The organism is Terribacillus sp. DMT04, assembly GCF_019056395.1.
GTDB lineage: Bacteria > Bacillota > Bacilli > Bacillales > Amphibacillaceae > Terribacillus > Terribacillus aidingensis_A.
Genome location: NZ_CP077639.1, coordinates 1,552,366 through 1,577,780, shown reverse-complemented (window position 1 = coordinate 1,577,780; position 25,415 = coordinate 1,552,366). Strand labels below are relative to the sequence as shown.

Sequence of the window (25,415 nt, the reverse complement as noted above, 5' to 3'; positions counted from 1 at the left end):
CCTATTTCTACCTTTCTTTCAGCATTCCTGCAAGTTCTTCTAAAATAATTGTAAACTTTTCTGCTTTTTCTGCTGGTGTGATTGTATACCAATTCACATCCATTTTGTTGCGGAACCATGTATATTGCCGTTTGGCATAGCGACGGCTGTTTTGTTTCAGCTGCGTCACCGTATCCTCCCAGTTCATTTTCCCTTCGAAATAAGGGATAAACTCCTTATAGCCGATTGCCCGCATAGATTGTGTATCACATAGTCCAGCTTCGAAAAACGTGCGAACTTCGTCTAACAATCCGTCGGTCAGCATACGATCCACTCGGAGATTGATTTGTTCGTATAACAATTCACGATCCATTTCCAAACCGATGATTGTTGCATCATATCGGGAATCCAGGGCGTTTTCTTCATGATCACTCATTCTTTCCCCTGTACGATGATAAATCTCCAGCGCACGGATAACACGGCGTACATTGTTCGGATGGATGCGCTCTGCCTGAATCGGATCTACTTCTTGCAGCTGCGCATGCAAATGATCCGCTCCATGGGTCTGTGCTTCTTGTTCCAGCTGCTGCTGGTAGCTATCGTCTCGTTTTGCTTCAGAAAAATCATAGCTGTACAGCGCAGCTTGTATGTATAATCCAGTTCCCCCAGCAATAATTGGAATTTTTCCTCGGCTATGTATTGCTGCAATACAGGCTTGTACATCTTTTTGAAAGTCAGCAGCCGAATAGCTTTCTTCCGGTTCACGGATATCAATTAAATGATGCCGTATTCCTTGCTGCTCTTCTTTTGTGACTTTCGCTGTACCGATGTCCATACCTTTGTATATTTGCATGGAATCACCGCTAATAACCTCGCCATTAAACTTCTTCGCGATTTCAACACTCAGCTGTGTCTTGCCAACACCCGTTGGACCGACAATCACAATTACTTTTTGCTTTTTCATGTTAGTCTCCTTCTTGCCATCATGCCATTAGTTTAGCATAACGAGACAGAGAAAGATAAACGAAAAGCCGTGCATACAGCACAGCTTATCGATTGGCATCAATGAGATATTTCGTCAAACGAATGGCTTCATATTCCAGCTTACCAAGAATATCAACGAGAAGACTTGCTGTCGCTTCATCTTCCTGCCTCCTGGCAAGCGGTATGCCGGTAATCTTTATCTCTTGTGCCAGCTGACTGTAGTCATGACGCAGTGTTTTTACCACCTCATAATCTTCGTCATCCGCTTCTGCTTCCATAAGGGTGGCTTCTTGCAGAAATTTGCTCATTACTGCAATTGGTCTGCCGCCGATAGCAAGCACCCGCACGCCTAAGCACTGCTTTATATCATCCAGCTGCTCGTGCAAATTCTTTGTATATTGTTCAATAACGTATCCATAAGGACCTTTTGCATACCAATGATAACGCTGAAGTTTCACGTGCAGTACACTTGTATTAGCAATTTGCTGGTTTAAAAAGTCGATAAGATGCTGATTTGTTTGCATAGCTAACGCCCCCTCTGGCTGTCAGCATGCCCAATTTCAGAATAATTTATTCCACGTTTCCGGACCAACGATGCCATCGACACCAAGTCCATTATTGCGCTGAAAATTAATAACCGCCTGTCGTGTGTTCGGACCGAAAATGCCATCAACTGTTACTCCGACAGCGCGCTGGATTTTCCTAACGTTTTCTCCGCGCGATCCAGTCCGTATATAGCTTCCTGGATAAGCTGTGCCAGCGGAATTCTGTGAAGCGCTGGAACCTGCGCCAATATAGCCTAGCGGATTAACCGCATTGGTTTTATTTGCATTCCATCTGCCCCGATGCAATTCAAAATGCAAATGCTGACCAGTCGAATCACCTGTATTTCCCATATAGCCAATAAATTGGCCTTGTCTGACGGTATCGCCCACGCCAACTTGTCTGGAACCGGAACGCAAATGTGCGTATACCGTTTCATACTTCTGACCGTCTAGCTGATGTACAATAAAAATAACTTCTCCATAAGAGGAAGATACATACGATCGGGAGACAGTTCCTGCTGCAGCAGCAGCTACACGAACTGTTCCCGATTGTGCCCAATCCACGCCGTTATGGGAAGAACTTGCACCTTGGAAGCCATTCGTCAATCTGCCTGCAGATGGTTTAATGAATAAAGCCATAGCACATACTCCTTCCTGTCATTTTTTCGTTACAAGATAGTATAAGCGTAAACCATTGCTGGGGTAACGGTTGCTACCTAGACAAGCAAAATTGCGGCTTGGATAAGCGTATTTCAGCCATAAAAAAATCCAAACAATGCCGAATTAACAGCCATTGTTTGGATTTTCTCCTGTATCAAAATTAAAATGCTGGACACTGTTTGCAGTTGTTCTCATGTAATATAAATCTCGTTTGACTCGTCCAATATTATTGCACGCGCTTAAACAGCTTCTCCAGCTCATAGGAAGTAAAACGGATAATAATCGGCCGGCCATGCGGGCAAGTAAACGGATCTTGTGATGTACGAAGCTCTTCCAGCAAATGAAACATATCATCATAGTTCAGATGATGGTTCGCTTTGATTGATCGCTTGCAAGACATCATAATGGCCGCTTCTTCTCGTAATTTATGAATATCAACTTTACTCTCCTGCATGACCTGCTCGACGATTTCACGAATAACTTCTTCCTCAAAACCTTTCGGGAACCATTGCGGGTGGGAGCGCACAATGTACGTACTGCCGCCGAAAGATTCAAAGAATAGCCCAACCGCTTCTAATTCTGTTTGATATTGTTCGACGATTAGTGCCTCTTGTTTGGTGAAATCAAACGTCAGCGGAATAAGCAGCTCCTGAAGCTCTTTTTCTACATCGCCTATTTTATCTCTAAAGTATTCGTATTTAATCCGCTCTTGTGCAGCATGCTGGTCGACTAGAAACAGTCCTTCTTCATTTTCTGCCAAGATGTACGTGCCGTGATGCTGTCCAATCGGATACATCACCGGCACTGCATATGCTGGCTCTTGCTCCGGCTCAATCGTTTCTTCCGTAATCGTATCTTCGGAAACTGTTCCTGGACTGTACGCTGGTTCCGTCCAAAAACCATCGTTAGGCTGCGGTTGCTGTGCGGGCTGTTCCGTAATAATCGGCGGCGCTGTCTCTTTTACTTCATCAAAAAACCACTTTTCAGGCTGCGGCTCTCTATTTGGTTTCGTTTCAAAAAATGTGAAGCTTTGCTGTTCACTTTTTTCCTGTGGCTTTTTCGGTTTCGGTGTTGCCGCTTCCGGGATAAGTCGCTGCTGCCGCAATGCTTTGCTAACAAGCTGTTCCACGGCATCAAATAATTCCTTCTCCTTGCTGAAACGTACCTCCAGTTTTGCGGGATGCACGTTAACATCAACAAGAATTGGATCCATCTTAATCGAAATCACCGCAAGCGGAAATCTTCCGATTGGCAGCAGCGTATGATACGCCTGCATGACAGCTTTAGCTAAAATAGGATTGCGAATATATCTGCCGTTCACGATAAATGATACATATTGCCGGGACGCCCGGTTAATTTCTGGTTTTGCCGCTAACACCTCTAACTGATAATCCAATGTTTCATGCGAAGCGTTGACCATTTTCTTAGCGACCGAGTTGCCGTAAATCTGTGCAACAATTTGCAGCATTTCACCGCGGCCAGTCGATTGAAACAGCGGCTTGTCATTATGCGTCAGTTCAAAGCGGATTTCCGGATGAGCTAATGCCATCCGATTAATCACTTCTGATACATGACCAAGCTCAGTATGGATGGTTTTCATATATTTTAAGCGGGCAGGTGTATTAAAAAACAAATGACGTACGGTAATTTCCGTCCCTTTACGCGCATCGCATTTGCCTCGTTCCTTTATGATGCCGCCTTCTAAAGCTAGCTTCACGCCCGCATCTTCTCCAGTACTCGTCTTTATCTCGAGCTGACTTACCGCAGCGATACTGGCGAGAGCCTCGCCGCGAAATCCGAGTGTTCGTACATGAAATAAATCATTTTCATTACGAATTTTACTCGTGGCATGACGGAAGAAAGCACGCTCCACGTCATCTGCTTCCATGCCAGCACCATTGTCAACAATACAAATCTCGGTCAGTCCAGCTTCTTTAATAGCTACTTTAATTACCGTACTTCCGGCATCAATACTGTTTTCAACCAGTTCCTTGACGACAGAAGCCGGCCGTTCAACTACTTCTCCAGCTGCTATTTTATTTGCTAAAACATCCGGCATCAATTGAATCGCCATGTTGGAACCTCCTTACTTCTTTGCTGCCATTTGCTGCAGTTTATACAATAAATTCATTGCTTCCATCGGTGTTTGCTCCATTAAATTAATGGAAGAAAGCTCCGCAAGCACCTGATCTGCTCGCTTGTCTGATTTTTTTACTGTTTCTTCCTTTTTCGGTTCTGGTTCTGCAAAGAAAGACAGCTGCATGTCTTCCTGGACTGCTTCGGGAGCAGAGGTTACCAGCTTCTGCCCTTGCCCTTCCAGCTCTTGCAGAATCGCAGACGCCCGCTCGATCAGACTGTCTGGCAGCTTAGCAAGTTTTGCTACGTGAATGCCGTAGCTCTCATCTGCTGCTCCTTCACGAATTTGGTGAAGAAAGACAACATTGCCTTCATGCTCCTCTGCTCGCACGTGCACGTTTCGAAGCTTTTCTAAATCCTCATCTAATGTCGTAAGCTCATGATAATGCGTGGAGAATAATGTTTTAGCATGAATGTTGTCATGCACATATTCAATAATGGACTGCGCTAACGCCATGCCGTCATACGTGCTTGTCCCGCGGCCAATTTCGTCAAGCAAGATTAAACTCCTGTCTGTCGCATGCTCCAAAGCATGCCTGGATTCCAGCATCTCGACCATGAATGTACTTTGACCGGAAACGAGATCGTCCGCTGCACCGATACGAGTAAAGATTTGATCAAATAACGGCAAATCTGCCGCTTCACTCGGCACGAAACAACCTATTTGCGCCATAATGCTCGTCAAAGCAACTTGCCGCATATAGGTACTTTTACCACTCATATTCGGTCCAGTAATTAGCAAGATGTCCGATCCCTGGTCCATCTGCACATCATTCGGAACGAACTCACCGGATTTCATCACTTTCTCAATAACCGGATGACGGCCTTCCGTAATGGATACAGATCTGATGCTGTTAAACGTCGGCCGAGCATATCGCTGCTTTTCACTTACTTCTGCAAAGCTTTGCAGCACATCCAATTGGCTGATCTGATCTGCCAGCTGCTGCAGTGCTGGAATATATGTTTTCACATGGTCCCTGATCTCCAAGAACAATTCATACTCCAACTCCACACTCTGATCTTGTGCTTCCAAGATTAACGCTTCTTTTTCTTTCAATTCGGGTGTGATAAAGCGCTCAGCATTGCTGAGCGTCTGCTTTCGCTCGTACTTTCCTTCCGGCAGCAAATGCAGGTTTGCTCGTGTAACTTCAATATAGTAGCCGAATACTTTGTTATAGCCGACCTTCAGCGACTTGATGCCTGTTTCTATTCGCTCTTGCTGCTCTAGTGCGGCAATCCATTGTTTGCCGTTTCTGGATGCATCTCGATACGTATCAAGCTGCGTATGAAAACCATCCTTTAACAGCCCGCCTTCCCGCACACCAATCGGTGCATCTTCATGCAAACTTCTTTCCAAATAGTCATGCAATGCTGGCAGCGGATCTAGCTCTTGTCCCATTCGCTGGACCTCAGTCTCTGCAAAATCCGACAATACCTGCTTTAGTTCTGGCAGTTTTGCCAGCGTTCGTTTCAGCTGCAATAAATCACGGGCGTTTACATTGCCGTATGCGACACGGCCGGACAATCGTTCAACATCGTAAACTGATTGCAGCAGCTGGCGAATCGTATCTCGCTCGAAGAAATGATCCAAAAATGCTTGTACTAAATCTTGACGCCGCATGATTGCCTCTTTTTGCAACAACGGTCGTTCAAGCCATTTTTTCAGCATTCTTGCACCCATTGCCGTAACGGTGTCATCGAGCACCCAAAGCAAACTTCCATGCTTGCCTTTCTTCAGAATTGTTTCGGTCAGCTCCAGATTGCGCTTTGAATACATATCTAATGTCATGAAAGACTTCAGTTCCATCACTTGAAGCGGCTTCAGGTGATCCAAACCGCGCTTTTGCGTACGCTCCACATAATGTAAAAGCATAAAAAAGCAGTCTAGCAGCCTTGTATCAGTAACACCGCCAGCAAGCTTCTCTTGTGACAGACTGCTAGATACACCCGGCTCCTGATAGGATAGCGTTACCCCAAGCCGCATTTTCAGTTCATCTTGCAGTTGCTGCTCCAGTTGTTCGGAAACGACAATTTCTCGTACCGGCTGATTGTACAGTTCGCTAAGCAGTGTATCAAAACCGCCTTCCAGCAGGGCCGCACGATTTTCTCCTGTAGAAAGATCATGATAAACAAGACTATACGTTCGATCAGCGTTTTCGTTTACAGCCGCCAAGTAATTGTTTTCTTTTTCGTCCAGCATACCATTCTCCATGACGGTACCAGGTGTAATCAGCTGGACTACTTCACGCTTCACGACTCCTTTAGCAGTTTTCGGATCTTCTACTTGTTCACAAATTGCCACTTTAAATCCGCGTGAAACTAGTATTCTTATATAATTATCAGCTGAATGGTAAGGAACACCGCACATTGGCACCTTTTCTTCTACGCCTGCATTTTTGCTTGTAAGGGTGATTTCGAGCTCCTTTGTCGCCTTCAAGGCATCATCAAAGAACATCTCATAAAAATCTCCAAGCCGAAAGAAAAGAAACGCATCCTTATAATCTGCTTTTATTCGTAAATATTGCTGCATCATTGGTGTGTAACCTGCCATTTTCCTACTCCTCTGTTTCATTGCAATTATGTTCATTATAACACAGGTCTTTTTCACTTTTCCTGCCTTGTCTCTTACTTGGCAAACAAAAAACGAGAGCTGCTGCTCTCGTTTAATTATCGTGCTTCTTATCCAAAAAGTCTGGATCCACATCTTTGAAATCGTCATCCGTAAGCTCGAAATCCCATTCTTCTTCTACATCTTCTACAACACAGCCATCTGGATCTACTTTCACACAAAGTTTCGTTTCGCCGATAACTTCTACAAGAAATTCTTTCTCAATTTCCACGAAAATCTTTTGGCCATGCTGGACAATTTTACATTCCAAGCAGTTTGGCTGCTGAATTGCCTTTGCATAAACTTCGTATTCATCATCGATGCAATTTTCATCTCTTACACTCAATTTGACTAGTTCCTTGTAAGGTACACGCTCTGTGACTACTTCTGTCTTTGTATTGTCATGGTGCGAATACCAAACGTTGATATCATAACTGCCTGTAATTTCAACACCCTTATCGCCTTTCTTTTTTGCGTTGTACAGGTGGTTGATGACCCAGCAGCCAAGGATGCTGGAAGGTTTGTGCTCAGGCTTGATATGATCGATATTCTTGCTGAACTTGCGGCCACGGCCGATAACTGCTTTCGTGATTATCTCACGGTAGGACTGATCTTGAAAACCCATGTACGAAAACCTCCTCTTTTTACATAGTCATGTTATGCAGGGTGTTCACCTATGGTGTCAGGAAAAATATATTCCTTCACCAAAGCTGGACGCTCCTCCATTCTATGCAGATGCCTAGGCAGAGGTTATTCATTAAAGTAACCTTCAACACTTCTTTGAAGGGACATGAAAACAAAAAGAAAAGATGCGTACTTTTGCATGATAACAAGTACGCATCTTTTCCCTATAGAAGACTTATTTCTCTGTCTCTTCCTCTTGAAAGACAGTATGCTGGATGTTTTGAGAGATACTTTGCAAAATATGATTTGTAATGACTTGGGATTCCTTGAAGTCTTGTACAATTGGAATGCTGTCAATCTTTGCTTGCAGCTCATCGATTTCCTGCTCCATTTGCAGCTGCGCTTCCCGCTTGCCATACGCTTGTAAGTTGACTGCCTGCTTTTGTTTCATCTTAATTTGGTTGATATATGTCTGCACCTTTTTATTCTCGTTCAGCTTTGCCTCGAGCTGATGGAAATGCGCGATTTCATCTAGTCCGCGCATGTCCTCTGCCAACGCTTCTGCTTGTTTGAGAATCTCTTCGGTGGAATAATTCATAAGCTGTGTACCTCCGCTGTTGTTTCTGCTAGTTCGCCATCAAGTGACCACGTTTTGGCTTTTGTCACGATAACGGGAACAATTTTACCTATTACTGAGGCAGGTCCTCGGAAATTAACTAGCTTGTTTTTTTCCGTATATCCCGACAGTACTTCTGGATTTCGCTTACTTTCACCTTCAACGAGCACATGCACCACTTTGCCTTCATACAGCTGCATAGACGCTGCTGCCTGTTGATCTATTAAAGCATTCAATCGCTGGAGTCGCTCTTTTTTCACTTCCAGCGGAACGTTATCTTCCCACTTAGCAGCAGGTGTGCCGTCACGAGGAGAGTAAATATACGTATATGCTGCCTCAAAACCAACTTCTTTAACTAAAGACAACGTCTCTTGAAACTGCTTTTCTGTCTCATTCGGAAACCCGACAATAATGTCTGTAGTCAGTGTAACGTTCGGTATATGCTGTCTGATCTTTTCTACCAAACGCAAGTAATCTTCACGTGTGTATCGACGCGCCATTACCCGCAGGATATCACTGCTGCCGGATTGAACTGGCAAATGTATGTGGTCAAGCAAATTCCCGCCTTGGGCTAGTACCTCTATTAGTTTATCATCAAAGTCCCGCGGATGGGAAGTCGTGAAACGAATCCGAGGGATGGCAATCTTGCGAATCTCGTCCATTAACTCGCCAAGTCCGACGTTCACATCGGTTAAATCTTTGCCATATGCATTAACGTTTTGACCGAGCAAGGTAATCTCTTGATAGCCTTGCGCTGCCAGCTGCCGCACTTCTTGGACGATATCCTCCGGGCGTCGGCTTCTTTCTTTCCCTCTCGTATAAGGAACAATACAATACGTACAGAATTTATCACAGCCGTACATAATATTGACCCAAGCCTTGATTTTTCCTTTTCGCGCTTTTGGGAGATTTTCAATCACATCTCCTTCCTTCGACCAAACTTCAAGCACCATTTCCTTGCTGAAACTGGCTTCTTGGAGAAGCTGCGGCAATCGGTGAATATTATGCGTGCCGAAAATCATATCAATATGCGGATGTTTCTTCAAAATGCGATTCACAACTGCTTCTTCTTGAGACATGCAGCCGCATACGCCAATGATTAAGTCTGGCTTTTCAAGTTTCAATGGTTTAAGATGACCGATTTCGCCGAACACTTTATTTTCAGCATTTTCCCGAATTGCACATGTGTTCAGCAAAATAACATCTGCATCATGTGTATTCGTTGTTGGCTCATATCCCATCTCTACAAACAATCCCGCCATCACTTCGGTGTCATGTTCATTCATCTGGCAGCCATATGTACGGATAAGAAATCTCTTACCTGTGCCGGCTTTCTGCATTGCTGGCGGAATAGTGAAATCATAATGGAACTTGACATCTTCCCTGCGCCGTTTCTTTGCCTGCTTTAAATCAGGCGGCTGATACGTCGTTTGGAAATACTTCGCGAAATCTGCTGTTGTTTTCTCATGCAAGGCTTTTCCTTCTTGTTTCGCATACTTTGCAGAAATAAAACGATCTGATTTTCGCTGTTCTTCATTCACTGAATTCCTCACCCTCCATTGCATGCTAGTTACTTCTATTATATCAATCGCAAGACATACGTCCAGGTATTGGAAATAAAAAAGCCCCGCTTAAGGCGGGACTTATCTTGGTTCCACGATCAATTTAATGGCAGTCCGTTCCTCGTTGTCGATCATGATATCCGTGAATGCCGGGATACAAATTAAGTCTACTCCGCTTGGAGCGACAAAACCGCGAGCGATTGCGACAGCTTTAACCGATTGGTTTAAAGCTCCTGCCCCGATTGCCTGAATTTCCGCTGAGCCACGTTCTCTTAATACGTTCGCGAGTGCGCCTGCTACTGAATTTGGATTGGATTTCGCTGAAACTTTTAGTATATCCAACACTGGTACCTCCTTCGTTTACTGGACTACTTTCCTTTTACTATATTTCTAGCGGATAGTAGATATGCCCATTTTTAGGGCGATCTCTGAAAAAGTGGTACAACCTGTCCTGGTTCATCTTTGTAAACAAGAGACCTAGTGAAGGAGCAGCAAAGATCAATCCATATACGGGTGGTCATCATTGATCAGGATGCGTTTGATAGAGGTTGCCTTTCCCGTTTGCGGATCCAGATCGATTACTACTCCATTTAATTGTGCTTTACCCGTTTTGGGCACTTCAAAACGTACTGGCAAGTTCGTTAAAAATCTTTTGATAACGGCTTCTCGCTCCATACCGAGAATAGTCTCATAAGGGCCTGTCATACCCGCATCTGAAATATATGCTGTACCAGATGGCAATATGCGTTCATCAGCTGTCTGGGTATGTGTATGGGTTCCCACAACTGCGCTGACACGTCCATCAACATACCAGCCGAAAGCCTGCTTCTCGCTTGTTGCTTCTCCGTGAAAATCAATAAAAATAAGATGTGTACGTTTGCGCGCTTCTTCAATAAGACGATCCGCTTCTCGGAACGGATCGTCTGCCGGCATCATGAATGTGCGTGCCAGCAGATTAATGATAGCTACTTCATGTTGATTTATCTTCACATAAATAATACCTGTTCCAGGTGTTTCTGGCGGCAAGTTAGACGGACGAACTAAATATTTCGCATCATCGATGAATTCAAAGATGTCGCGTTTATCCCATGTGTGATTCCCCATTGTGACAGCTTGCGCGCCCCATTCGAGAAATTGCTTATAAATCCGCTCGTTTATACCTTTTCCGTCCGCGGCGTTTTCTCCATTAATGATTGTCAGCTGCGGTTGATAACGTTTCTTCAGACGCGGCAAATAATCTTGTACCATTTGTCGGCCAGGTTCTCCGACAACGTCTCCAATAAATAGTAGCTTCATAATCTAGTCCTTTCTGTATAACCATGTATCCTAAGTATAGTCTAACATATAAAAAAAGCGGCACAGGGCCGCTTTTTTTATTTTGCATATTCAACTGCACGTGTTTCACGGATAACCGTAACTTTAATGTGTCCTGGATAATCCAATTCACTTTCAATTCGTTTCCGAATATCACGAGCGACTTTAATGGATTCCAAGTCATCAATTTCATCCGGCTTAACCATGATACGAATCTCACGTCCTGCTTGAATGGCGAAAGATTTCTCTACGCCTTGGAAGGATTCAGAAATCTCCTCCAGTTTCTCCAGACGCTTGATGTAGTTCTCCAATGTCTCACTTCTTGCTCCCGGACGGGCAGCTGAGAGGGCATCTGCTGCAGCGACTAGCACTGCAATAATAGATGTCGCTTCCTCATCTCCGTGGTGGGAAGCAATCGAATTGATGACCACTGGATGCTCTTTGTATTTCATTGCGAGCTCTTTCCCGATTTCAACGTGGCTGCCTTCTACTTCGTGGTCGATCGCTTTTCCGATGTCATGAAGCAGACCTGCGCGTTTTGCAAGTGTGACATCCTCGCCCAGTTCGGCTGCTAACAGTCCGGACAGATAAGCAACTTCCATTGAGTGCTTCAATACGTTCTGCCCGTAGCTTGTGCGATACTTCAATCTGCCAAGTATCTTAACTAAGTCCGGATGCAAACCATGTACGCCAACTTCGAAAGTCGTCTCTTCACCTGTTTCACGGATATATTCATCCACTTCCCGTCTGGATTTCTCCACCATTTCCTCAATCCGGGCAGGGTGGATACGACCATCTTGGACAAGTTTCTCGAGTGCAATCCTTGCAATCTCACGACGGACAGGATCAAAACCGGATAGGATAACCGCTTCTGGCGTATCATCAATAATCAGATCAATTCCGGTAAGCGTCTCTAGTGTACGAATATTACGGCCTTCCCGACCGATGATGCGTCCTTTCATCTCGTCGTTCGGCAAGTTAACGACAGATACTGTCGTTTCCGCAACATGATCGGCTGCACAGCGCTGAAGTGCAAGGGAAAGAATGCTTTTCGCTTTTTTATCGGCCTCTTCTTTGGCGCGATGTTCTGCATCTTTAATCATAACAGCTGATTCAAAGGCAACTTCCTTCTCGACTTTATCCAGCACGATTTGACGTGCTTCATCGGATGTATAGCCAGAAATCTGTTCTAATTTCAGCTGCTGTTCTTTCACCAAGACTTCCACTTTGCTTTCCAATTCTTCAATTTGTTGTTGTCTTTCAGTTAATGATTGTTCCTTTTTCTCTAACGTAACTTCACGCTTATCAAGCGTATCGCTTTTACGGTCCAGATTCTCTTCCTTCTGCATCAGACGGTTTTCTTGCTTTTGCAGTTCGAGACGTCGCTCACGTAATTCCTGCTCCGTCTGCTGACGCAGCTGGAAGTTTTCATCTTTCGCTTCGAGAAGCGCTTCTTTTTTAGCCGTTTCCGCATTGCGATGGCCTTCTGCGACTATTTGCTTCGCTAATTCCTCCGCACCGGAGATTTTTTTCTCAGCAATAGATTTGCGAACAAGATAACCAACAACACCACCGACGATTAGAACAAGCAAAATGGAGATGATCAGGTAAAATAGTTCCATGATTTCACCTCCCCTGCTATGAAATTGTACAAACATGTCTGTCGGCATGCACAATGTTTTTCATTTAAAAAACGATGGTAACCTTAGAAAAGTATAATATAAAAGAAAATTATACTACTTAATTTTAATCCTGTGTTCGCATGTTGTCAAGATAACATGGAAAGTACTAGAAAGTTGAACATATAAAACGAAGTATGACTGGCTGGGATGTTTTATGAAAGAACAGCTCGCAGCCTGCACCATAAAATAGAAACTCACCGAGAGCGAACGGCATAACCATTATGGTTATTGAGCTGCTGCTTATATGAATGTAATAAAAAATCCAAACGATACTGCGTATAATAACAGTTTCGTTTGGACTTGTTTCAGGCTGAAACACGATTATGTCAGCTTCTCTCTTACATATCCAGTGATTCTTGTTCTTCATCCGGAAGTTTCTTATCTGCATCCAGATTATAGTGCTCACGTACTTGCATCTGAATTGTTGTAGCTATTTCCGGATTTTCTTTCATGAATTGCTTCGCATTCTCACGGCCTTGCCCTAGGCGCTCATCGTTATAAGAATACCAAGCTCCACTTTTTTGAACGATGTCCAAGTCACTGGCTATATCGATAAGTTCCCCTTCACGGGAAATACCTTCTCCGTACATTATGTCTACTTCCGCTTGTTTAAACGGAGGTGCAACCTTGTTTTTCACAACTTTAATTCTAGTTTTATTACCTACCATATCATTACCTTGCTTGAGCGTCTCTGCACGGCGTACTTCTAGACGGACAGAAGAATAGAATTTAAGCGCACGGCCGCCGGGAGTTGTTTCAGGGTTACCGAACATAACACCGACTTTTTCACGAATCTGGTTGATAAAGATGGCAGTTGTTTTTGATTTGTTGATTGCACCAGACAATTTACGTAAAGCCTGGGACATTAGACGTGCTTGAAGACCGACGTGGGAGTCACCCATCTCCCCTTCGATTTCAGCTTTCGGTACAAGGGCAGCTACAGAGTCGACAACAACAATATCAACTGCACCGCTTCGTACGAGGGCTTCTGCGATTTCTAATGCTTGTTCCCCTGTATCCGGCTGGGAAAGTAAAAGTTCATCTATATTAACACCTAGTTTTTGTGCATAAACAGGATCAAGCGCATGCTCTGCATCAATGAAAGCCGCTTGTCCGCCGTTACGCTGTGCTTCTGCAATTGCATGCAGTGCAACAGTTGTTTTACCAGAGGATTCCGGACCGTAGATTTCTACAACACGGCCTTTTGGATAGCCGCCGACACCAAGGGCGATGTCGAGAGCAAGGGAGCCGCTGGATACGGTAGAGACCTTCTGTTCTGCTCTTTCACCGAGTTTCATAATGGAACCTTTACCGAACTGTTTCTCTATTTGTCTCAAAGCCATATCAAGGGCTTGTTTACGTTCACTCAAATGTATTTCCTCCTTTGGATTATCTATATCTATTTTAACTTGTTTATTGAGATATAACAAGCAAAAAGCGAATAAATGTTCCCTTTTTTTCATTCTGACCGAACACATCGAAAAGAATGTTTTGCTTAAGAGAAAAAGAACATTTATCCGCTTTTATAATTAACAAATTAAGTTTTTACGAAATCGATGCTTTCAAGTGATGGAAGAGCAGTTCAAAGCCTTTCTTCACCGCTAAAGCTCGTACACCTTGCCGCGAGCTGCGAATGGACAGCTCCGTTGTTCTGGTTGCCTTGCCTTTTTCGTGCAAGCTGATAAAGACTGTGCCAGGCTCCTTACCTTCTGCTGCATCCGGGCCGGCTGTTCCAGTAAAGCTGATTCCTATATCGGCATTTGTAAGACGGACTGCGTTCTCTGCCATTTCGACAGCACACGCTTCGCTCACGGTACCTGCTGTTTTAATTGTTTCTTCCTTCACACCAAGCACATTTTGTTTCACAAGCGGTGAATACGCAACGATACTGCCAAGGAATACTGCTGATGCACCGCTTATAGAAACAAGTGCGTCACCAAACAGTCCGCCGGTAAGGCTTTCAGCGCTTGCCAATGTTAGCTGGCGCTGTTTCAGTATATCAAATACTTGCTGCTGCACCGACGTTTCGTCATAGCCGTAAAAATAATGACCAACTCGATCCATTACGTCTTTTTCTACTTTATCAATTAAGTGATTGGCTTCTTTTTTGGTATCTGCTCTTGCTGTAAGCCGAACAGCCACTTCTCCTTCGGAAGCATATGTCGCAATCGTCGGATTCTCTTGAACTTGAATCAGATCAAGAAGATCCGTTTCCAGCTGTGACTCCCCGATTCCAATAAAATGAAGCAAACGGGATTGCAGCACCGAATGCAGCTGCCATTTTTCACGTGCATAAGGCAGCACATGATCAGACATGATTTGTTTCATTTCACGCGGCACACCTGGCATAAAGGCCCAAACAGTACCTTCGTGTTCAACAAGCATACCTGGTGCCATACCGACTGTATTCTCCAGCACAGCTGCCCCTTCAAACACACGTGCCTGCTTGTGGTTATTCGGTGACATTTTTCGGTTTCGCTTGTCAAAGAAATGCTTAATGGCATCCATTGCTTCTTGATCTTCATGCATCTCTAACCCAGACACAAGCTGAAAAGCTTCTCTCGTCAGGTCATCCTCTGTTGGTCCAAGTCCGCCAGTTACAAGAACGAAATCAGCATCGCGCTGTGCTTTTTCAAAGGATTCTTGAACACGTCCTAAGTTATCACCCACAACATGATGGTAAAACACATTGATGCCGTGATCAGCCAGCTGCTTGGAAATCCATTGCGCATTTGTATTGTTGATTTGACCAATCAAAATCTCCGTCCCTACGGCGATTACTTCTGCATTAATATGTTTCATTTCATTTCGACTCCTTCATCACATGCCAGTTTTTCATAAAGTAGTCGACTCCGGACACGATCGTCAGAATAAGTGCAAGATACAGACAGATTGTAGCGAATGGAAATCCTAGATAAGAAAACGGCCAGTTATGCAAAAGCAAAGCGCTGATGGCAACAATCTGTATCGCTGTTTTCTGTTTGCCCATCTGTCCTGCTGCCAATACAAGGCCTTCACCAGCGGCAACAAGTCTTAGTCCTGTGACAGCAAATTCGCGGCTTATAATGATAATCGTAATCCAAGCCGGCGCTAACTCCAATTGTACCAATAAAATGAGCGCTGCTGAAACAAGCAGCTTATCCGCTAGCGGATCGAGGAACTTACCTAAATTCGTAACAAGGTTAAATTTGCGGGCATAATAGCCATCAACCCAGTCGGTGCACGAAGCGATGATAAAAAGAATTGCGCCTGCTAAATGATTAACCGGCAAGTTATTTTCTCCGATATCCAGCGTTCCCCAATCAAAAGGAACTGCAAGCAAAATGATGAAGATAGGAATTAGAAAAATTCGAGATAATGTAATTTTATTTGGGATGTTCATGACTGCCTCCAATGTATGTAAAGATAAACACAAGATAAACCCTTTCCATAAACGTAAAGGGTTTAACTTGCAACGTTATTTCTGGATGTTGACTACGATTGTCTGGACATCATTATCAATTGGAAAATCCAGTGCCTGTCCATTGATTTGTAATTTTGTCGCTTTTGAATAACCCGTTCGAACGGTAACTGTCTCCAAATCGCTTACATCTTGTTCCACAGGCTCACTGCCTGCTGCAATGGTTCCGGTATACACATTACCTGCGCTGCTGCCGTCACCAACTTGCAGCCAAGCGTCGCCGCCTTCTGCAGCAAGTGTTAATGTGACCTCTTCGCCAGCATTCTCTAATGTATACGTTGTTACTGGATTACTTGCTGTACCTTCTTCAGCAACAGACAATTTCGGTTCTGCAGCTTCTTCTTCCTTTTGTTGCTGCTCTTCCGCAGCTTGATCTGTTTGTTCTTCTGTGTCCGCAGATTCATCAGCTTCTTCTTCTGCAGTCTGCTCATCATTCGGCTGTACAACTTGATCTTCGTTCGGCTGCTGTGTTTCAGAAGCTGTATTGTTCTCATTTGTCTCGTTTGATCCGCCAGCGTAGACCAATACGACAACGACAATTGCCGCAATAACAAGCAGGCCGATGATAATCGATGACAAGTATGGAATACCCTTTCGTTCACGGCGCGGAGGTCTGTCATTTTCCCGAGCCTGGCTGCGCTCTTGACGAGAAGGAGCCTCTCGCTCTTCTTGCACAGGAGCAGCTGCTGTTTCCTGCTGTTTCGGCTCCAGTACATCATCCGGATTAACTCCTACTGTTTGTGCATATTCTTTAATGAAGGCACGTGTGTAGAAATCACCTGGCATAACACTGTGATTATTTTCTTCAATTGCTTTTAAGTAGCGCTTTTGTATTTTGGTGCGCTGTTGTACATCTTCCAAAGTCATTCCTTTGGATTCTCTTGCTTCCCGGAGCTTTGCACCAATGTCCATTCTTACCACCATCCATCTTTAAAGTTGCTTACACCTGTCGAAATTCCGGTTCATAAATAATTTGTTCGTCATCATGATTCCGAAGTTCAATAATATAATCGAAATCATCTATTGTAAACTCTGTTTCTCTAACGAAGATATCCGGATGTTCAATAACTTTGGCTACAGGGAGCCGCATTACCTCACGCACCAATTCCCAATGGCGCTCACTCGCACGGTTTGTGGAGACGATGCCGTCAATGATAAACAGGTTGTCCGAATTGTATTCGTCGTGCAGCAGCTGGTTTCTGGCTGTCTGCTTTAACAAGGTGCTAGAGACAAACAGCCATCGTTTGTTCGCACTGACACTAGCCGCTATAATTGATTCTGTCTTGCCAACACGAGGCATACCTCTTATTCCTATTACCTTAGAGCCTTCCTGTTTAAACAATTCTGCCATAAAATCGACCAGAAGTCCGATTTCACTGCGAACGAAACGGAAAGTTTTTTTGTCATCCACATCTCTATGTATGTACCTGCCATGCCGGACAGCAAGCCGGTCCCGAAGCTTTGGCTCGCGCGATTTTGTAATATGCACATGCTCCATCGTACGCAAAATAGAGTGCAGACGAATAATCTGCAATTCCTTTTCCGCTGCTAGCAACATCCCGCGCCGCTGATTTTCCACACCGTTAATGGTTTTAATATTAATGTGCAGCATCCCGAGCAAGGAAGAGATGTCTCCAAGCAATCCTGGCCGGTTAAGCTGGATTTCGTATTCCAAGTACCATTCCAATGATTCCATAAGAAAGCCCCTTTACAGGAAAATAGCGATTAACTTAACAAAACCTATTCTTACTATAAAGGAAAACAAAAGATTAGAAAAGCCATAACAGGCTGGGAAAATAGCGATAAGAAAACCTGCTTCTTAAAAAGAAGCAGGTTTGAATGAAGTTGGCCGCTAAATTAGCGTGTGTGGCCATTGTCTTGGACAAGCTTTACCATCATGTTGGCGATTGCTTGCTTCTCATCCTGGGAAGCAACTGTCCAAAGGTCACGCAAAATTTTCTCTTCCGTGTTCTTTGCATCTACTTTCGTCGCGAGATAATCACCAATTTCATACGCAATACCAGAGACTGTTCTGTTTTCCATCCCTTTATCTTGCGCCTGATGCAGGCGATCACCTAGGAAGTCTTTCCAAGAGTCGAAATTATCAAGAACTGACATGGTTTATTCCTCCTTCATTAGCTTGCAGTTTAGCTTGTGACAGAAGGAGGTGCTCTATACACAAAAAAATGACTTATTTTTACCAGCCGCCGTTCACTTGAAGCACGTGGCCATTTATATAAGAGGCACTCTCACTTAGCAAATAACTGACAGCCTCAGCTACTTCGCCTGCTGTACCAAAGCGATTCATCGGAATCTCGCCTGTCAGCTGCTCTCGCTCCTCTTTATTAAGATTGCTGTTCATCTCTGTGTCAATTACACCAGGCGTCACTGCATTCACGCGTACACCGCTTGTCCCCGTTTCTTTCGCGAGTGCTTTTACGAAACCAATCTGAGCTGCTTTCACACTCGAATAAGCCGTTTCAAAGCTTGCTCCTCGCTCCCCCCAGATAGAGGAAATAAGGACTATTCCACCTTTTTTTTGTGCCAGCATTGGCTGCAGCATATGCTGACAGAGCCGCCAAGGTGCTTTTACATGTACCTGAAGTAAATTGTCCATCGCTTCTGCAGTCATATCCTGAAACAATCCATAATGCGCCATGCCGCCAGCATACACGAGCTGATCAATCGGAAAAGCCAGAAAACGAACGAGTTCGTTTATGCCTTCTTCTTTCGTTAAATCAGCTTGAACAGTGCCGAGTATACTCTCCGGTATCTCCCGCCGCAAGTCTTCAATTGCCTGTGCATTTTGGTTGTAATGAAGCAAAAGCTGATGACCTTCGCTGGCAAGCTGACGGGCGCAAGCAGAGCCAATTGCTCCGCTTGCGCCCGTAATAAAGATAACTCTTCGCATGCTTATGCCTCCTGCGGCAGAATCTGGCAGACAGACAGACGTTCTGGGCTGAACCAATTTTCCAAGAATTCGTTCGCATCATGTGCTGTGAGCTTCTCAATTGCCGGAACAATCTCAAACAGATCTACACCAGCTAGATGATATTGGATAAAGCGGTTAGAAATGAACTCCAAACTATTCATTGCGCGCATCATCTGACCGATTGTCTTTTTCTTCATCCGATCCATTTCTGCTTCAGAAACTTTATGATCCTTCATGCGCTGCAGCATATCTTTCACTGTATCAGCAAAACGATCTGGTTCATTCGTATTGCCTCCAATGATAGAAAAGCCAAAGTTTTTCTCAAGGCTTGTTTCAAACCCGAAACTGTCATCAATCAAATCTTCTTTGTATAGCTCCTCATAATAAACACCGCTCTTCGAGAAGTAATAATCAAGCACCATATCCGTGAGCAATTCTTTTTTCAAATACACTTCTGGTGACGCATAATCTGTCTTCTCCTTGATTCCAACCATACATTTCGAAACACTGACTGGCATGCGAACTTCCTTTTTCGTCTCTGCCACTGTTTCCGGTTCTTCCGGGAAGAAACGCTCAATCTTAGCGGGAGGCGCAAATGATTTTGCAGCTTGGTTTGACGTAATAAGCTCCATCATCTTCTCCGCGTCAATATCACCAGCAACGAATAACGTCATATTCGATGGATGGTAGAATGTGTTATAGCATGTGTATAAATCTTCTTTCGTAATATCCTGGATAGACTCCACTGTGCCAGCGATGTCAATTCGAACAGGATGCGATTGGAACATACTTTGAATTGTGCCAAAGAAGGAGCGCCAATCCGGCTGATCATCGTACATACGAATTTCCTGTGCAATGATACCTTTTTCTTTCTCTACCGATTTATCTGAGAAATACGGATCCTGCACAAAGTCAAGCAATGTTTTCACGTTCTCATCAATATTAGAAGTAGCAGAGAACAAATATGCTGTCTGCGTGAAAGAAGTAAATGCGTTCGCTGATGCTCCTTGTTTCGTAAAGTCTTGGAATACATCTCGATCTTCTTTTTCAAATAGTTTGTGCTCCAGAAAATGGGCGATTCCCTCTGGTACCGTGATTTTTTCTTTACCGTCTAACGGAACGAAGGTTTGATCAATGGAGCCATAATTTGTGGAAAAAATGGCATAGGTTTTTGACATCTCTGGCTTTGGCTGCAGAAACACTTTCAGACCATTCGGAAGTGTTTCCGCATATACTGTTTCCTGCAATTGCTCATAGTGCTTTTTATGCATGGTTCTCTGCCTCCTTGTTCGTCAAAAGATAGACGGTATCGAGCTGTACTTTGGCAGCTGCTTGCAGCACGTCGTCTTTCGTCACTTGACGAATTGCATCCAGCATTTCTTCAACTGGCATCTGTTTATTTCCTATTACTTGCTGATACAGCGTCTCCATCAGTCCAACTGGATTATCAATTGTTTCAAGAATTTGGCTGACAATCAGGTCTTTCACTTCTTCTACTTCTGCATCATCAAATTCGCCCGCCTGCATAGCCGTCATTTGCTCATCAATAATTTCTTTTGCTTTTGTGTAATCTTTCGGATCAATTCCGGAGAATACGAACAATAACCCTTTATGACTTTCAAAACGAGATGCAGCATAATAAGCAAGACTATGTTTCTCCCGGACATTGCGGAACAGCTTCGAGCTTGGGAAACCGCCGAATAGACCGTTGAACACTTGCAGTGCTGCATAGTCTGAGTCACTATAACGAATATTGGTCCGATAACCAAGGTGTAGCTTCGCCTGCTGGACGTCCTGTGTTTCGATTACTTCTTTTTCGGCTTCTGGTGCTGGGCTTACACTGGCTGCCCGCTCTTCACGAGGTTCTGTGTCTCGTTCCATAAAGCTTGCGACTGCTTTTTCTGCCTGGCTTTTCTCTACATCACCCAAAATATAAATATCCATTTTGTCTTGCTTTAATATGTTTTTATACACATCATACAGCTTGGAGCTGTTCAGTGTATTTAAATCTTCTTCATAGCCATGCACATGCAAGCTGTATGGTTCTTCTTTGCACATTTCATCCATAAGACGCGTATTCGCATAACTCATCTTATCATCTTGCAGAGCTGTTATTTTTTGTTTTAATGTCTGAATTTCCCGCGATACAATCTTATCCGAAAAAGCATCATTTTCTGCTTTTGGTTCAAATACAATTTCGCGTAATAAATCAACCGCTTTTTCAAATAAAGGTGTTCGGTCACTTAGGAAGTTTTCATTCGCCACATCCAAGCGAATGGTAATGATATGTCTTTCCCCTTTTTTTGTTCCGGAAATGGAAAGAACAGCACCATATAGGTCGTCCAGTTTAAGCCGAAGCGCGCGCGCATCCGGCAAATTGGCAGTTCCCTGCTGAAGAACATACGGAAGCAGCGCTCTCGCTGTGATTGTCTCCCGTTCAAGCGGTGCCTGTAATTTCACCGCGATGCTGATTGTTTTGTATTTTTTGGTTTGGATAAGATGCAGTGCAGCACCTTTTCCTGTGATGAGTTGTTCACCTGCGATTTTCATATGGTACCTCCCTGGCTTCTTTATGTATAGCTTTTCTTGTTTTCCTTATATATATCCGACAATCCTCGCTACCATTACCATATTAATGAAAAAAGGCATAGAAGTAAACGATTCGGATTGAACGAAAAGACCCGATGCTTATTTTGCATCGGGTCTTTAGGCTTAACGACTTCCTTTAACGTATGGAACACCACTTGCTTTTGGTGCAACAGAACGGCCAATGAAACCTGCCAAAGCAAGAATTGTCAGCACATACGGCGCAATCAGCAAGTAGACTTGTGGTACATTTTCGAGCAACGGAATGGAAGAACCTACCACACTTAGCGATTGAGCGAAGCCAAAGAATAAGGCAGCACCCATCGCACCAAGCGGATTCCATTTACCAAAGATGACAGCAGCAATTGCCATAAATCCTTGTCCAGCAATTGTCGACACGGAAAAGTTTAGTGAAATCGTCATTGCAAACACACCGCCGCCGATACCCGCAAGAGCACCGGAAATGATTACTGCAATATAACGAGTTGTGTAAACTTTAATACCATTCGTATCAGCGGCCATAGGATGCTCTCCAACAGCTCGAATACGCAAGCCGAATGGTGTTTTAAACAAAACATACCAAGCAACAAACGAAAGCGCAATGGCAATGTATGACGTGATGTACATATTGTTGAAGAACATTTCTCCGATTACTGGTATATCAACTAAACCTGGCACATCTTTTGTGTAAATCGGCTGTGAAATAAATTCTGTTTGCCCTTTGTTAAAGATTTGTTTTATCATGAACACGCCAAATCCAAGTGCCAGCATGTTGATTGCTACACCAGTAACTGTCTGATCAGCACGGAAAGTAATGGCTGGTATGGCAAGAAGTAAAGAAAATACCGCGCTTGCAACCATCGCAACGAGTAAGGAAATCCATGGTGTCATTGCACCTAATGCGTCAGCATAAAGCAAATTAAACGTGACAGCAGCAAATGCCCCAATAACCATAAGACCTTCTAAACCAATATTTATTACACCCGAACGCTCACTATACACACCGCCTAGTGCGGTAAAAATAAGAGGAGCGGCAAAGAATAGTGTTTGCGGAATAAGTGAATAAAGAATATCCAGCATGTTATTTTCTCTCCCCTTTTTTCAATTGCAGCAGTGCCCAGCGAATAATAAAGCCGGATGCAACAAACAAGATAATCAATGCAATCACAATTTCAATAATTTCATTCGGCACACCTGCAGTAGACATATTCAAGGCACCCACTTTCAGGAATCCGAATAAGCTTGCCGAAAGAACGACACCAAACGGATTGTTTCCCCCTAAAAGAGCAACAGCAATCCCGTCAAAACCTAGATTCGAGAAGGCTGTATTTGTGAATGCAGTACCGAAACTTCCCAAACCTTGCATGGCACCAGCAAGTCCGGCGAACAAGCCTGAAACCAACATCGAGATCACAATGTTACGTCCTACTTTCATACCAGCGTAATTGGATGCATGCTGGTTGTAACCTACAGCTTTTAGTTCATATCCAAGCTTCGTGCGTTCCAAAATAACCCACATAATGAAAACCATCAACAGTGCAACGATAAATCCCAGGTGAAGACGCGAACCTGTTAGACCGATTAAGAAATCATTGGTTAACGAAGCCGTCTGTTTCACTGGCTCCGTTGATTCTGAGTTGTCTGTCATCACATCACGTATCAAATAGTTTGTCAGATGCAACGCAACATAGTTCATCATAATACTAACAATAACTTCATGAACACCTAGCTTTGCTTTCAAAATACCAGGAATAAACGCCCAAAATGCGCCAGCTGCCGCTGCTGCTAGCAAAGCAAGCGGCAAGTGAATAATAGTCGGCGCATCAATTGCTGTTCCTACCCAAACAGACGCAATCCATCCGACAAGTACTTGTCCTTCTGCACCGATGTTAAATAACCCTGTTCGGAATGCAAACGCGATTGCTAGACCGGTAAGGATATATGGTGTAATGCGATTGACTGTTTCCGACATAAAGAAGCCGCTGTCGAAAACACCATTCCATAATGCCTGGTAGCCAAGTATAGGATTATAGCCGAAAATAAGCATAATAATTGCGCCGGCAGCCAGACCAAGGACAACCGAAATAATTGGAATAATGAAATTGAACTTTGTGCTGGAAAACATTAGTTGTGCGCCCCTTCTTTCTCAAGCTTCGAACCTGCCATCAGTAATCCGAGCTCCTGTTCATTTGTTTCCTTTGGATCCACTGTTGCGATGATTTTGCCATCGAACATGACAGCGATTCGGTCACTTACGTTTAAGATTTCATCTAACTCGAAGGATACAAGCAAAACAGCTTTTCCTTGGTCACGCTGTTCAATCAGGCGTTTATGAATAAATTCTATTGCCCCTACATCAAGTCCTCGTGTTGGCTGTGCCGCAATTAACAAATCCGGATTACGGTCAATTTCCCGGCCGATAATAGCCTTTTGCTGATTCCCTCCGGATAAGGCACGCGCTTTCGTAAGATGACTTGGTGTGCGTACGTCATACTCTTCAATCAGAGCTTTAGCTTTATCAAAAATGCGCTTAAAGGAAAGGATGCCGCCTTTTGCATATGGTTTTTGGTAATAAGTTTGCAAAACGATGTTCTCACCGACCGAAAAGTCTAGAACCAAACCAAGCTTGTGACGGTCCTGCGGAATATGACCAACACCGCTTTCGGTTATAGCGCGAACAGGCATATTTGTAATATCTTGATTTTTCAATGTTACTTTGCCGGCAGATTTCTTCCGCAGACCAGTAATTGCTTCAATTAATTCTGTTTGCCCATTTCCGTCTACTCCGGCAATTCCGACAATTTCGCCTGCACGAATGTCCAGGTCCAGCGCTTTTACCATGTCAACATGACGGGAATCCTGCACAGTCAACCCTTCTATAGACAGAATGGTCTCTTTTGGCTCAGCTGCTTTCTTATCGGTTGAGAAATGAATCTCTCGTCCGACCATCAAGGAAGCTAGGTCATTTGGATTTGTTTCAGAAACTTCCACTGTTCCGATTCCTTGTCCTTTGCGAATGACTGTGCAGCGGTCACATACTTCCATAATCTCTTTCAGCTTATGTGTAATCAAGATGATAGATTTTCCTTCTTTGACCAAAGTACGCAAAATGACAATAAGCTCCTTGATTTCCTGCGGCGTGAGCACAGCTGTCGGCTCATCCAAAATGACAACATTTGCTCCGCGATACAACGTTTTTAATATTTCAACACGCTGCTGCATGCCTACCGAAATATCGCTAATCTTGGCGGCAGCATCTACTTGCAGTCCGTAACGGTCAGAAAGCTCCTGCACTTCGCGGACTGCTTTCTTCATATCAATTTTCAAGCCTTTTTTCGGCTCGCTGCCCAGTACGATATTTTGCGCGACCGTAAAGGTGTCGATCAGCATAAAGTGCTGATGAACCATTCCGATACCCAATCGGTTGGCAACATTCGGATCATTGATTTCTACTTGCTTGCCGTCTACGCGGATTTCTCCCTTTTCCGGCTGGTACAGACCGAAAAGAACATTCATCAAGGTAGATTTACCAGCGCCATTCTCACCTAGCAGCGCATGGATTTCTCCTTTTTTCACTTGAAGCGTGATGTTGTCATTGGCGACAATTCCGGGAAATTCTTTACGAATGTTTAGCATTTCGATTACATAATTCTCCATATTTTACACTCCTTCACGGAATTACGAACTTTCTTTGATTTTCTTCAAAAAAAAATCGTCAAATGAAGCG

At 43.9% G+C, this 25,415-nt stretch carries 23 protein-coding genes and 1 pseudogene; all 24 read right to left on the bottom strand.

The genetic code is table 11. The annotated features are described in order from the left end of the window. Positions 1-7: 7 nt before the first annotated feature. Entirely contained in the window at positions 8-943 is a 936-nt protein-coding gene (gene miaA / locus KS242_RS08400; protein ID WP_217323901.1) for a tRNA (adenosine(37)-N6)-dimethylallyltransferase MiaA, read from the bottom strand. An 85-nt stretch (positions 944-1,028) separates the two neighbouring features. Continuing rightward, positions 1,029-1,487: a Dps family protein gene (locus KS242_RS08395; protein WP_217323900.1), complete on the bottom strand. Its 459-nt coding sequence runs from the start codon at positions 1,485-1,487 to the stop codon at positions 1,029-1,031. Between the two features lie 36 nt (positions 1,488-1,523). After that, a complete protein-coding gene (locus tag KS242_RS18095) occupies positions 1,524-1,628 on the bottom strand; it encodes a peptidoglycan-binding domain-containing protein (RefSeq protein ID WP_256444547.1) in 105 nt (34 codons plus the stop codon). A 117-nt stretch (positions 1,629-1,745) separates the two neighbouring features. After that, positions 1,746-2,147: pseudogene (locus KS242_RS18090) on the bottom strand (M23 family metallopeptidase); the annotation flags it as partial. A 247-nt stretch (positions 2,148-2,394) separates the two neighbouring features. Beyond that, on the bottom strand, positions 2,395-4,242 hold the full coding sequence (gene mutL / locus KS242_RS08385) for a DNA mismatch repair endonuclease MutL (protein ID WP_217323898.1): 1,848 nt from the start codon (positions 4,240-4,242) through the stop codon (positions 2,395-2,397). A gap of 12 nt (positions 4,243-4,254) precedes the next feature. After that, positions 4,255-6,855 (bottom strand): DNA mismatch repair protein MutS, encoded by a 2,601-nt coding sequence (mutS, locus tag KS242_RS08380; RefSeq protein ID WP_217323897.1) that lies wholly within the window; start codon positions 6,853-6,855, stop codon positions 4,255-4,257. Between the two features lie 112 nt (positions 6,856-6,967). Next, positions 6,968-7,537, bottom strand: a complete 570-nt coding sequence (gene cotE, locus KS242_RS08375) for an outer spore coat protein CotE (RefSeq protein ID WP_217323896.1) — start codon at positions 7,535-7,537, stop codon at positions 6,968-6,970. Positions 7,538-7,771: 234 nt separating this feature from the next. Further along, positions 7,772-8,134, bottom strand: a complete 363-nt coding sequence (locus KS242_RS08370) for a YlbF/YmcA family competence regulator (RefSeq protein WP_217323895.1) — start codon at positions 8,132-8,134, stop codon at positions 7,772-7,774. Further along, a complete protein-coding gene (gene miaB, locus KS242_RS08365) occupies positions 8,131-9,693 on the bottom strand; it encodes a tRNA (N6-isopentenyl adenosine(37)-C2)-methylthiotransferase MiaB (protein ID WP_371747614.1) in 1,563 nt (520 codons plus the stop codon). The genes KS242_RS08370 and miaB overlap by 4 nt, the downstream gene beginning before the upstream one ends. A 102-nt stretch (positions 9,694-9,795) precedes the next feature. Further along, the gene (locus KS242_RS08360; RefSeq protein WP_058307744.1) at positions 9,796-10,056 is read right to left on the bottom strand and encodes a stage V sporulation protein S; all 261 of its coding nucleotides are present in this window, start codon (positions 10,054-10,056) and stop codon (positions 9,796-9,798) included. A 156-nt stretch (positions 10,057-10,212) separates the two neighbouring features. Continuing rightward, positions 10,213-11,010 (bottom strand): TIGR00282 family metallophosphoesterase, encoded by a 798-nt coding sequence (locus KS242_RS08355; RefSeq protein WP_217323893.1) that lies wholly within the window; start codon positions 11,008-11,010, stop codon positions 10,213-10,215. A gap of 77 nt (positions 11,011-11,087) precedes the next feature. Continuing rightward, positions 11,088-12,650 (bottom strand): ribonuclease Y, encoded by a 1,563-nt coding sequence (rny, locus tag KS242_RS08350; RefSeq protein WP_077309441.1) that lies wholly within the window; start codon positions 12,648-12,650, stop codon positions 11,088-11,090. A 398-nt stretch (positions 12,651-13,048) separates the two neighbouring features. Further along, positions 13,049-14,080 (bottom strand): recombinase RecA, encoded by a 1,032-nt coding sequence (recA, locus tag KS242_RS08345; protein WP_217323892.1) that lies wholly within the window; start codon positions 14,078-14,080, stop codon positions 13,049-13,051. 175 nt (positions 14,081-14,255) lie between these two features. Further along, positions 14,256-15,512 carry a competence/damage-inducible protein A gene (locus tag KS242_RS08340; protein ID WP_217323891.1) on the bottom strand — a complete coding sequence of 419 codons (1,257 nt, stop codon included), beginning with the start codon at positions 15,510-15,512 and terminating at the stop codon, positions 14,256-14,258. A 1-nt stretch (position 15,513) separates the two neighbouring features. Beyond that, positions 15,514-16,092 (bottom strand): CDP-diacylglycerol--glycerol-3-phosphate 3-phosphatidyltransferase, encoded by a 579-nt coding sequence (pgsA, locus tag KS242_RS08335; protein WP_217323890.1) that lies wholly within the window; start codon positions 16,090-16,092, stop codon positions 15,514-15,516. A gap of 75 nt (positions 16,093-16,167) precedes the next feature. Further along, positions 16,168-17,082, bottom strand: a complete 915-nt coding sequence (locus KS242_RS08330) for a helix-turn-helix domain-containing protein (RefSeq protein WP_217323889.1) — start codon at positions 17,080-17,082, stop codon at positions 16,168-16,170. Positions 17,083-17,110: 28 nt separating this feature from the next. Next, positions 17,111-17,866, bottom strand: coding sequence for a DUF3388 domain-containing protein (locus tag KS242_RS08325; protein ID WP_217323888.1), 756 nt, complete (start codon positions 17,864-17,866; stop codon positions 17,111-17,113). A 161-nt stretch (positions 17,867-18,027) separates the two neighbouring features. Next, positions 18,028-18,288 (bottom strand): DUF3243 domain-containing protein, encoded by a 261-nt coding sequence (locus tag KS242_RS08320; protein ID WP_217323887.1) that lies wholly within the window; start codon positions 18,286-18,288, stop codon positions 18,028-18,030. Between the two features lie 79 nt (positions 18,289-18,367). After that, a complete protein-coding gene (gene ymfI / locus KS242_RS08315) occupies positions 18,368-19,081 on the bottom strand; it encodes an elongation factor P 5-aminopentanone reductase (protein ID WP_217323886.1) in 714 nt (237 codons plus the stop codon). 2 nt (positions 19,082-19,083) lie between these two features. Continuing rightward, a complete protein-coding gene (gene yfmH, locus KS242_RS08310) occupies positions 19,084-20,373 on the bottom strand; it encodes an EF-P 5-aminopentanol modification-associated protein YfmH (RefSeq protein ID WP_217323885.1) in 1,290 nt (429 codons plus the stop codon). Further along, the gene (gene yfmF, locus KS242_RS08305; protein ID WP_217323884.1) at positions 20,366-21,652 is read right to left on the bottom strand and encodes an EF-P 5-aminopentanol modification-associated protein YfmF; all 1,287 of its coding nucleotides are present in this window, start codon (positions 21,650-21,652) and stop codon (positions 20,366-20,368) included. Before yfmF ends, yfmH begins: the two co-directional genes overlap by 8 nt. Positions 21,653-21,814: 162 nt before the next feature. After that, positions 21,815-22,768, bottom strand: coding sequence for an ABC transporter permease (locus tag KS242_RS08300; RefSeq protein ID WP_217323883.1), 954 nt, complete (start codon positions 22,766-22,768; stop codon positions 21,815-21,817). A gap of 1 nt (position 22,769) precedes the next feature. Continuing rightward, on the bottom strand, positions 22,770-23,813 hold the full coding sequence (locus KS242_RS08295) for an ABC transporter permease (protein WP_217323882.1): 1,044 nt from the start codon (positions 23,811-23,813) through the stop codon (positions 22,770-22,772). Next, positions 23,813-25,345 carry an ABC transporter ATP-binding protein gene (locus KS242_RS08290; protein ID WP_217323881.1) on the bottom strand — a complete coding sequence of 511 codons (1,533 nt, stop codon included), beginning with the start codon at positions 25,343-25,345 and terminating at the stop codon, positions 23,813-23,815. The genes KS242_RS08295 and KS242_RS08290 overlap by 1 nt, the downstream gene beginning before the upstream one ends. Between the last annotated feature and the right edge of the window lie 70 nt (positions 25,346-25,415).

Coding starts and splice junctions, on each gene's coding strand:
- miaA (WP_217323901.1), bottom strand. CDS start 943: ATGAAAAAGCAAAAAGTAATTGTGATTGTCGGTCCAACGGGTGTTGGC.
- KS242_RS08395 (WP_217323900.1), bottom strand. CDS start 1,487: ATGCAAACAAATCAGCATCTTATCGACTTTTTAAACCAGCAAATTGCT.
- mutL (WP_217323898.1), bottom strand. CDS start 4,242: ATGGCGATTCAATTGATGCCGGATGTTTTAGCAAATAAAATAGCAGCT.
- mutS (WP_217323897.1), bottom strand. CDS start 6,855: ATGGCAGGTTACACACCAATGATGCAGCAATATTTACGAATAAAAGCA.
- cotE (WP_217323896.1), bottom strand. CDS start 7,537: ATGGGTTTTCAAGATCAGTCCTACCGTGAGATAATCACGAAAGCAGTT.
- KS242_RS08370 (WP_217323895.1), bottom strand. CDS start 8,134: ATGAATTATTCCACCGAAGAGATTCTCAAACAAGCAGAAGCGTTGGCA.
- KS242_RS08355 (WP_217323893.1), bottom strand. CDS start 11,010: ATGAAGCTACTATTTATTGGAGACGTTGTCGGAGAACCTGGCCGACAA.
- rny (WP_077309441.1), bottom strand. CDS start 12,650: ATGGAACTATTTTACCTGATCATCTCCATTTTGCTTGTTCTAATCGTC.
- KS242_RS08340 (WP_217323891.1), bottom strand. CDS start 15,512: ATGAAACATATTAATGCAGAAGTAATCGCCGTAGGGACGGAGATTTTG.
- pgsA (WP_217323890.1), bottom strand. CDS start 16,092: ATGAACATCCCAAATAAAATTACATTATCTCGAATTTTTCTAATTCCT.
- KS242_RS08330 (WP_217323889.1), bottom strand. CDS start 17,082: ATGGACATTGGTGCAAAGCTCCGGGAAGCAAGAGAATCCAAAGGAATG.
- KS242_RS08325 (WP_217323888.1), bottom strand. CDS start 17,866: ATGGAATCATTGGAATGGTACTTGGAATACGAAATCCAGCTTAACCGG.
- KS242_RS08320 (WP_217323887.1), bottom strand. CDS start 18,288: ATGTCAGTTCTTGATAATTTCGACTCTTGGAAAGACTTCCTAGGTGAT.
- ymfI (WP_217323886.1), bottom strand. CDS start 19,081: ATGCGAAGAGTTATCTTTATTACGGGCGCAAGCGGAGCAATTGGCTCT.
- yfmH (WP_217323885.1), bottom strand. CDS start 20,373: ATGCATAAAAAGCACTATGAGCAATTGCAGGAAACAGTATATGCGGAA.
- yfmF (WP_217323884.1), bottom strand. CDS start 21,652: ATGAAAATCGCAGGTGAACAACTCATCACAGGAAAAGGTGCTGCACTG.
- KS242_RS08300 (WP_217323883.1), bottom strand. CDS start 22,768: ATGCTGGATATTCTTTATTCACTTATTCCGCAAACACTATTCTTTGCC.
- KS242_RS08295 (WP_217323882.1), bottom strand. CDS start 23,813: ATGTTTTCCAGCACAAAGTTCAATTTCATTATTCCAATTATTTCGGTT.
- KS242_RS08290 (WP_217323881.1), bottom strand. CDS start 25,345: ATGGAGAATTATGTAATCGAAATGCTAAACATTCGTAAAGAATTTCCC.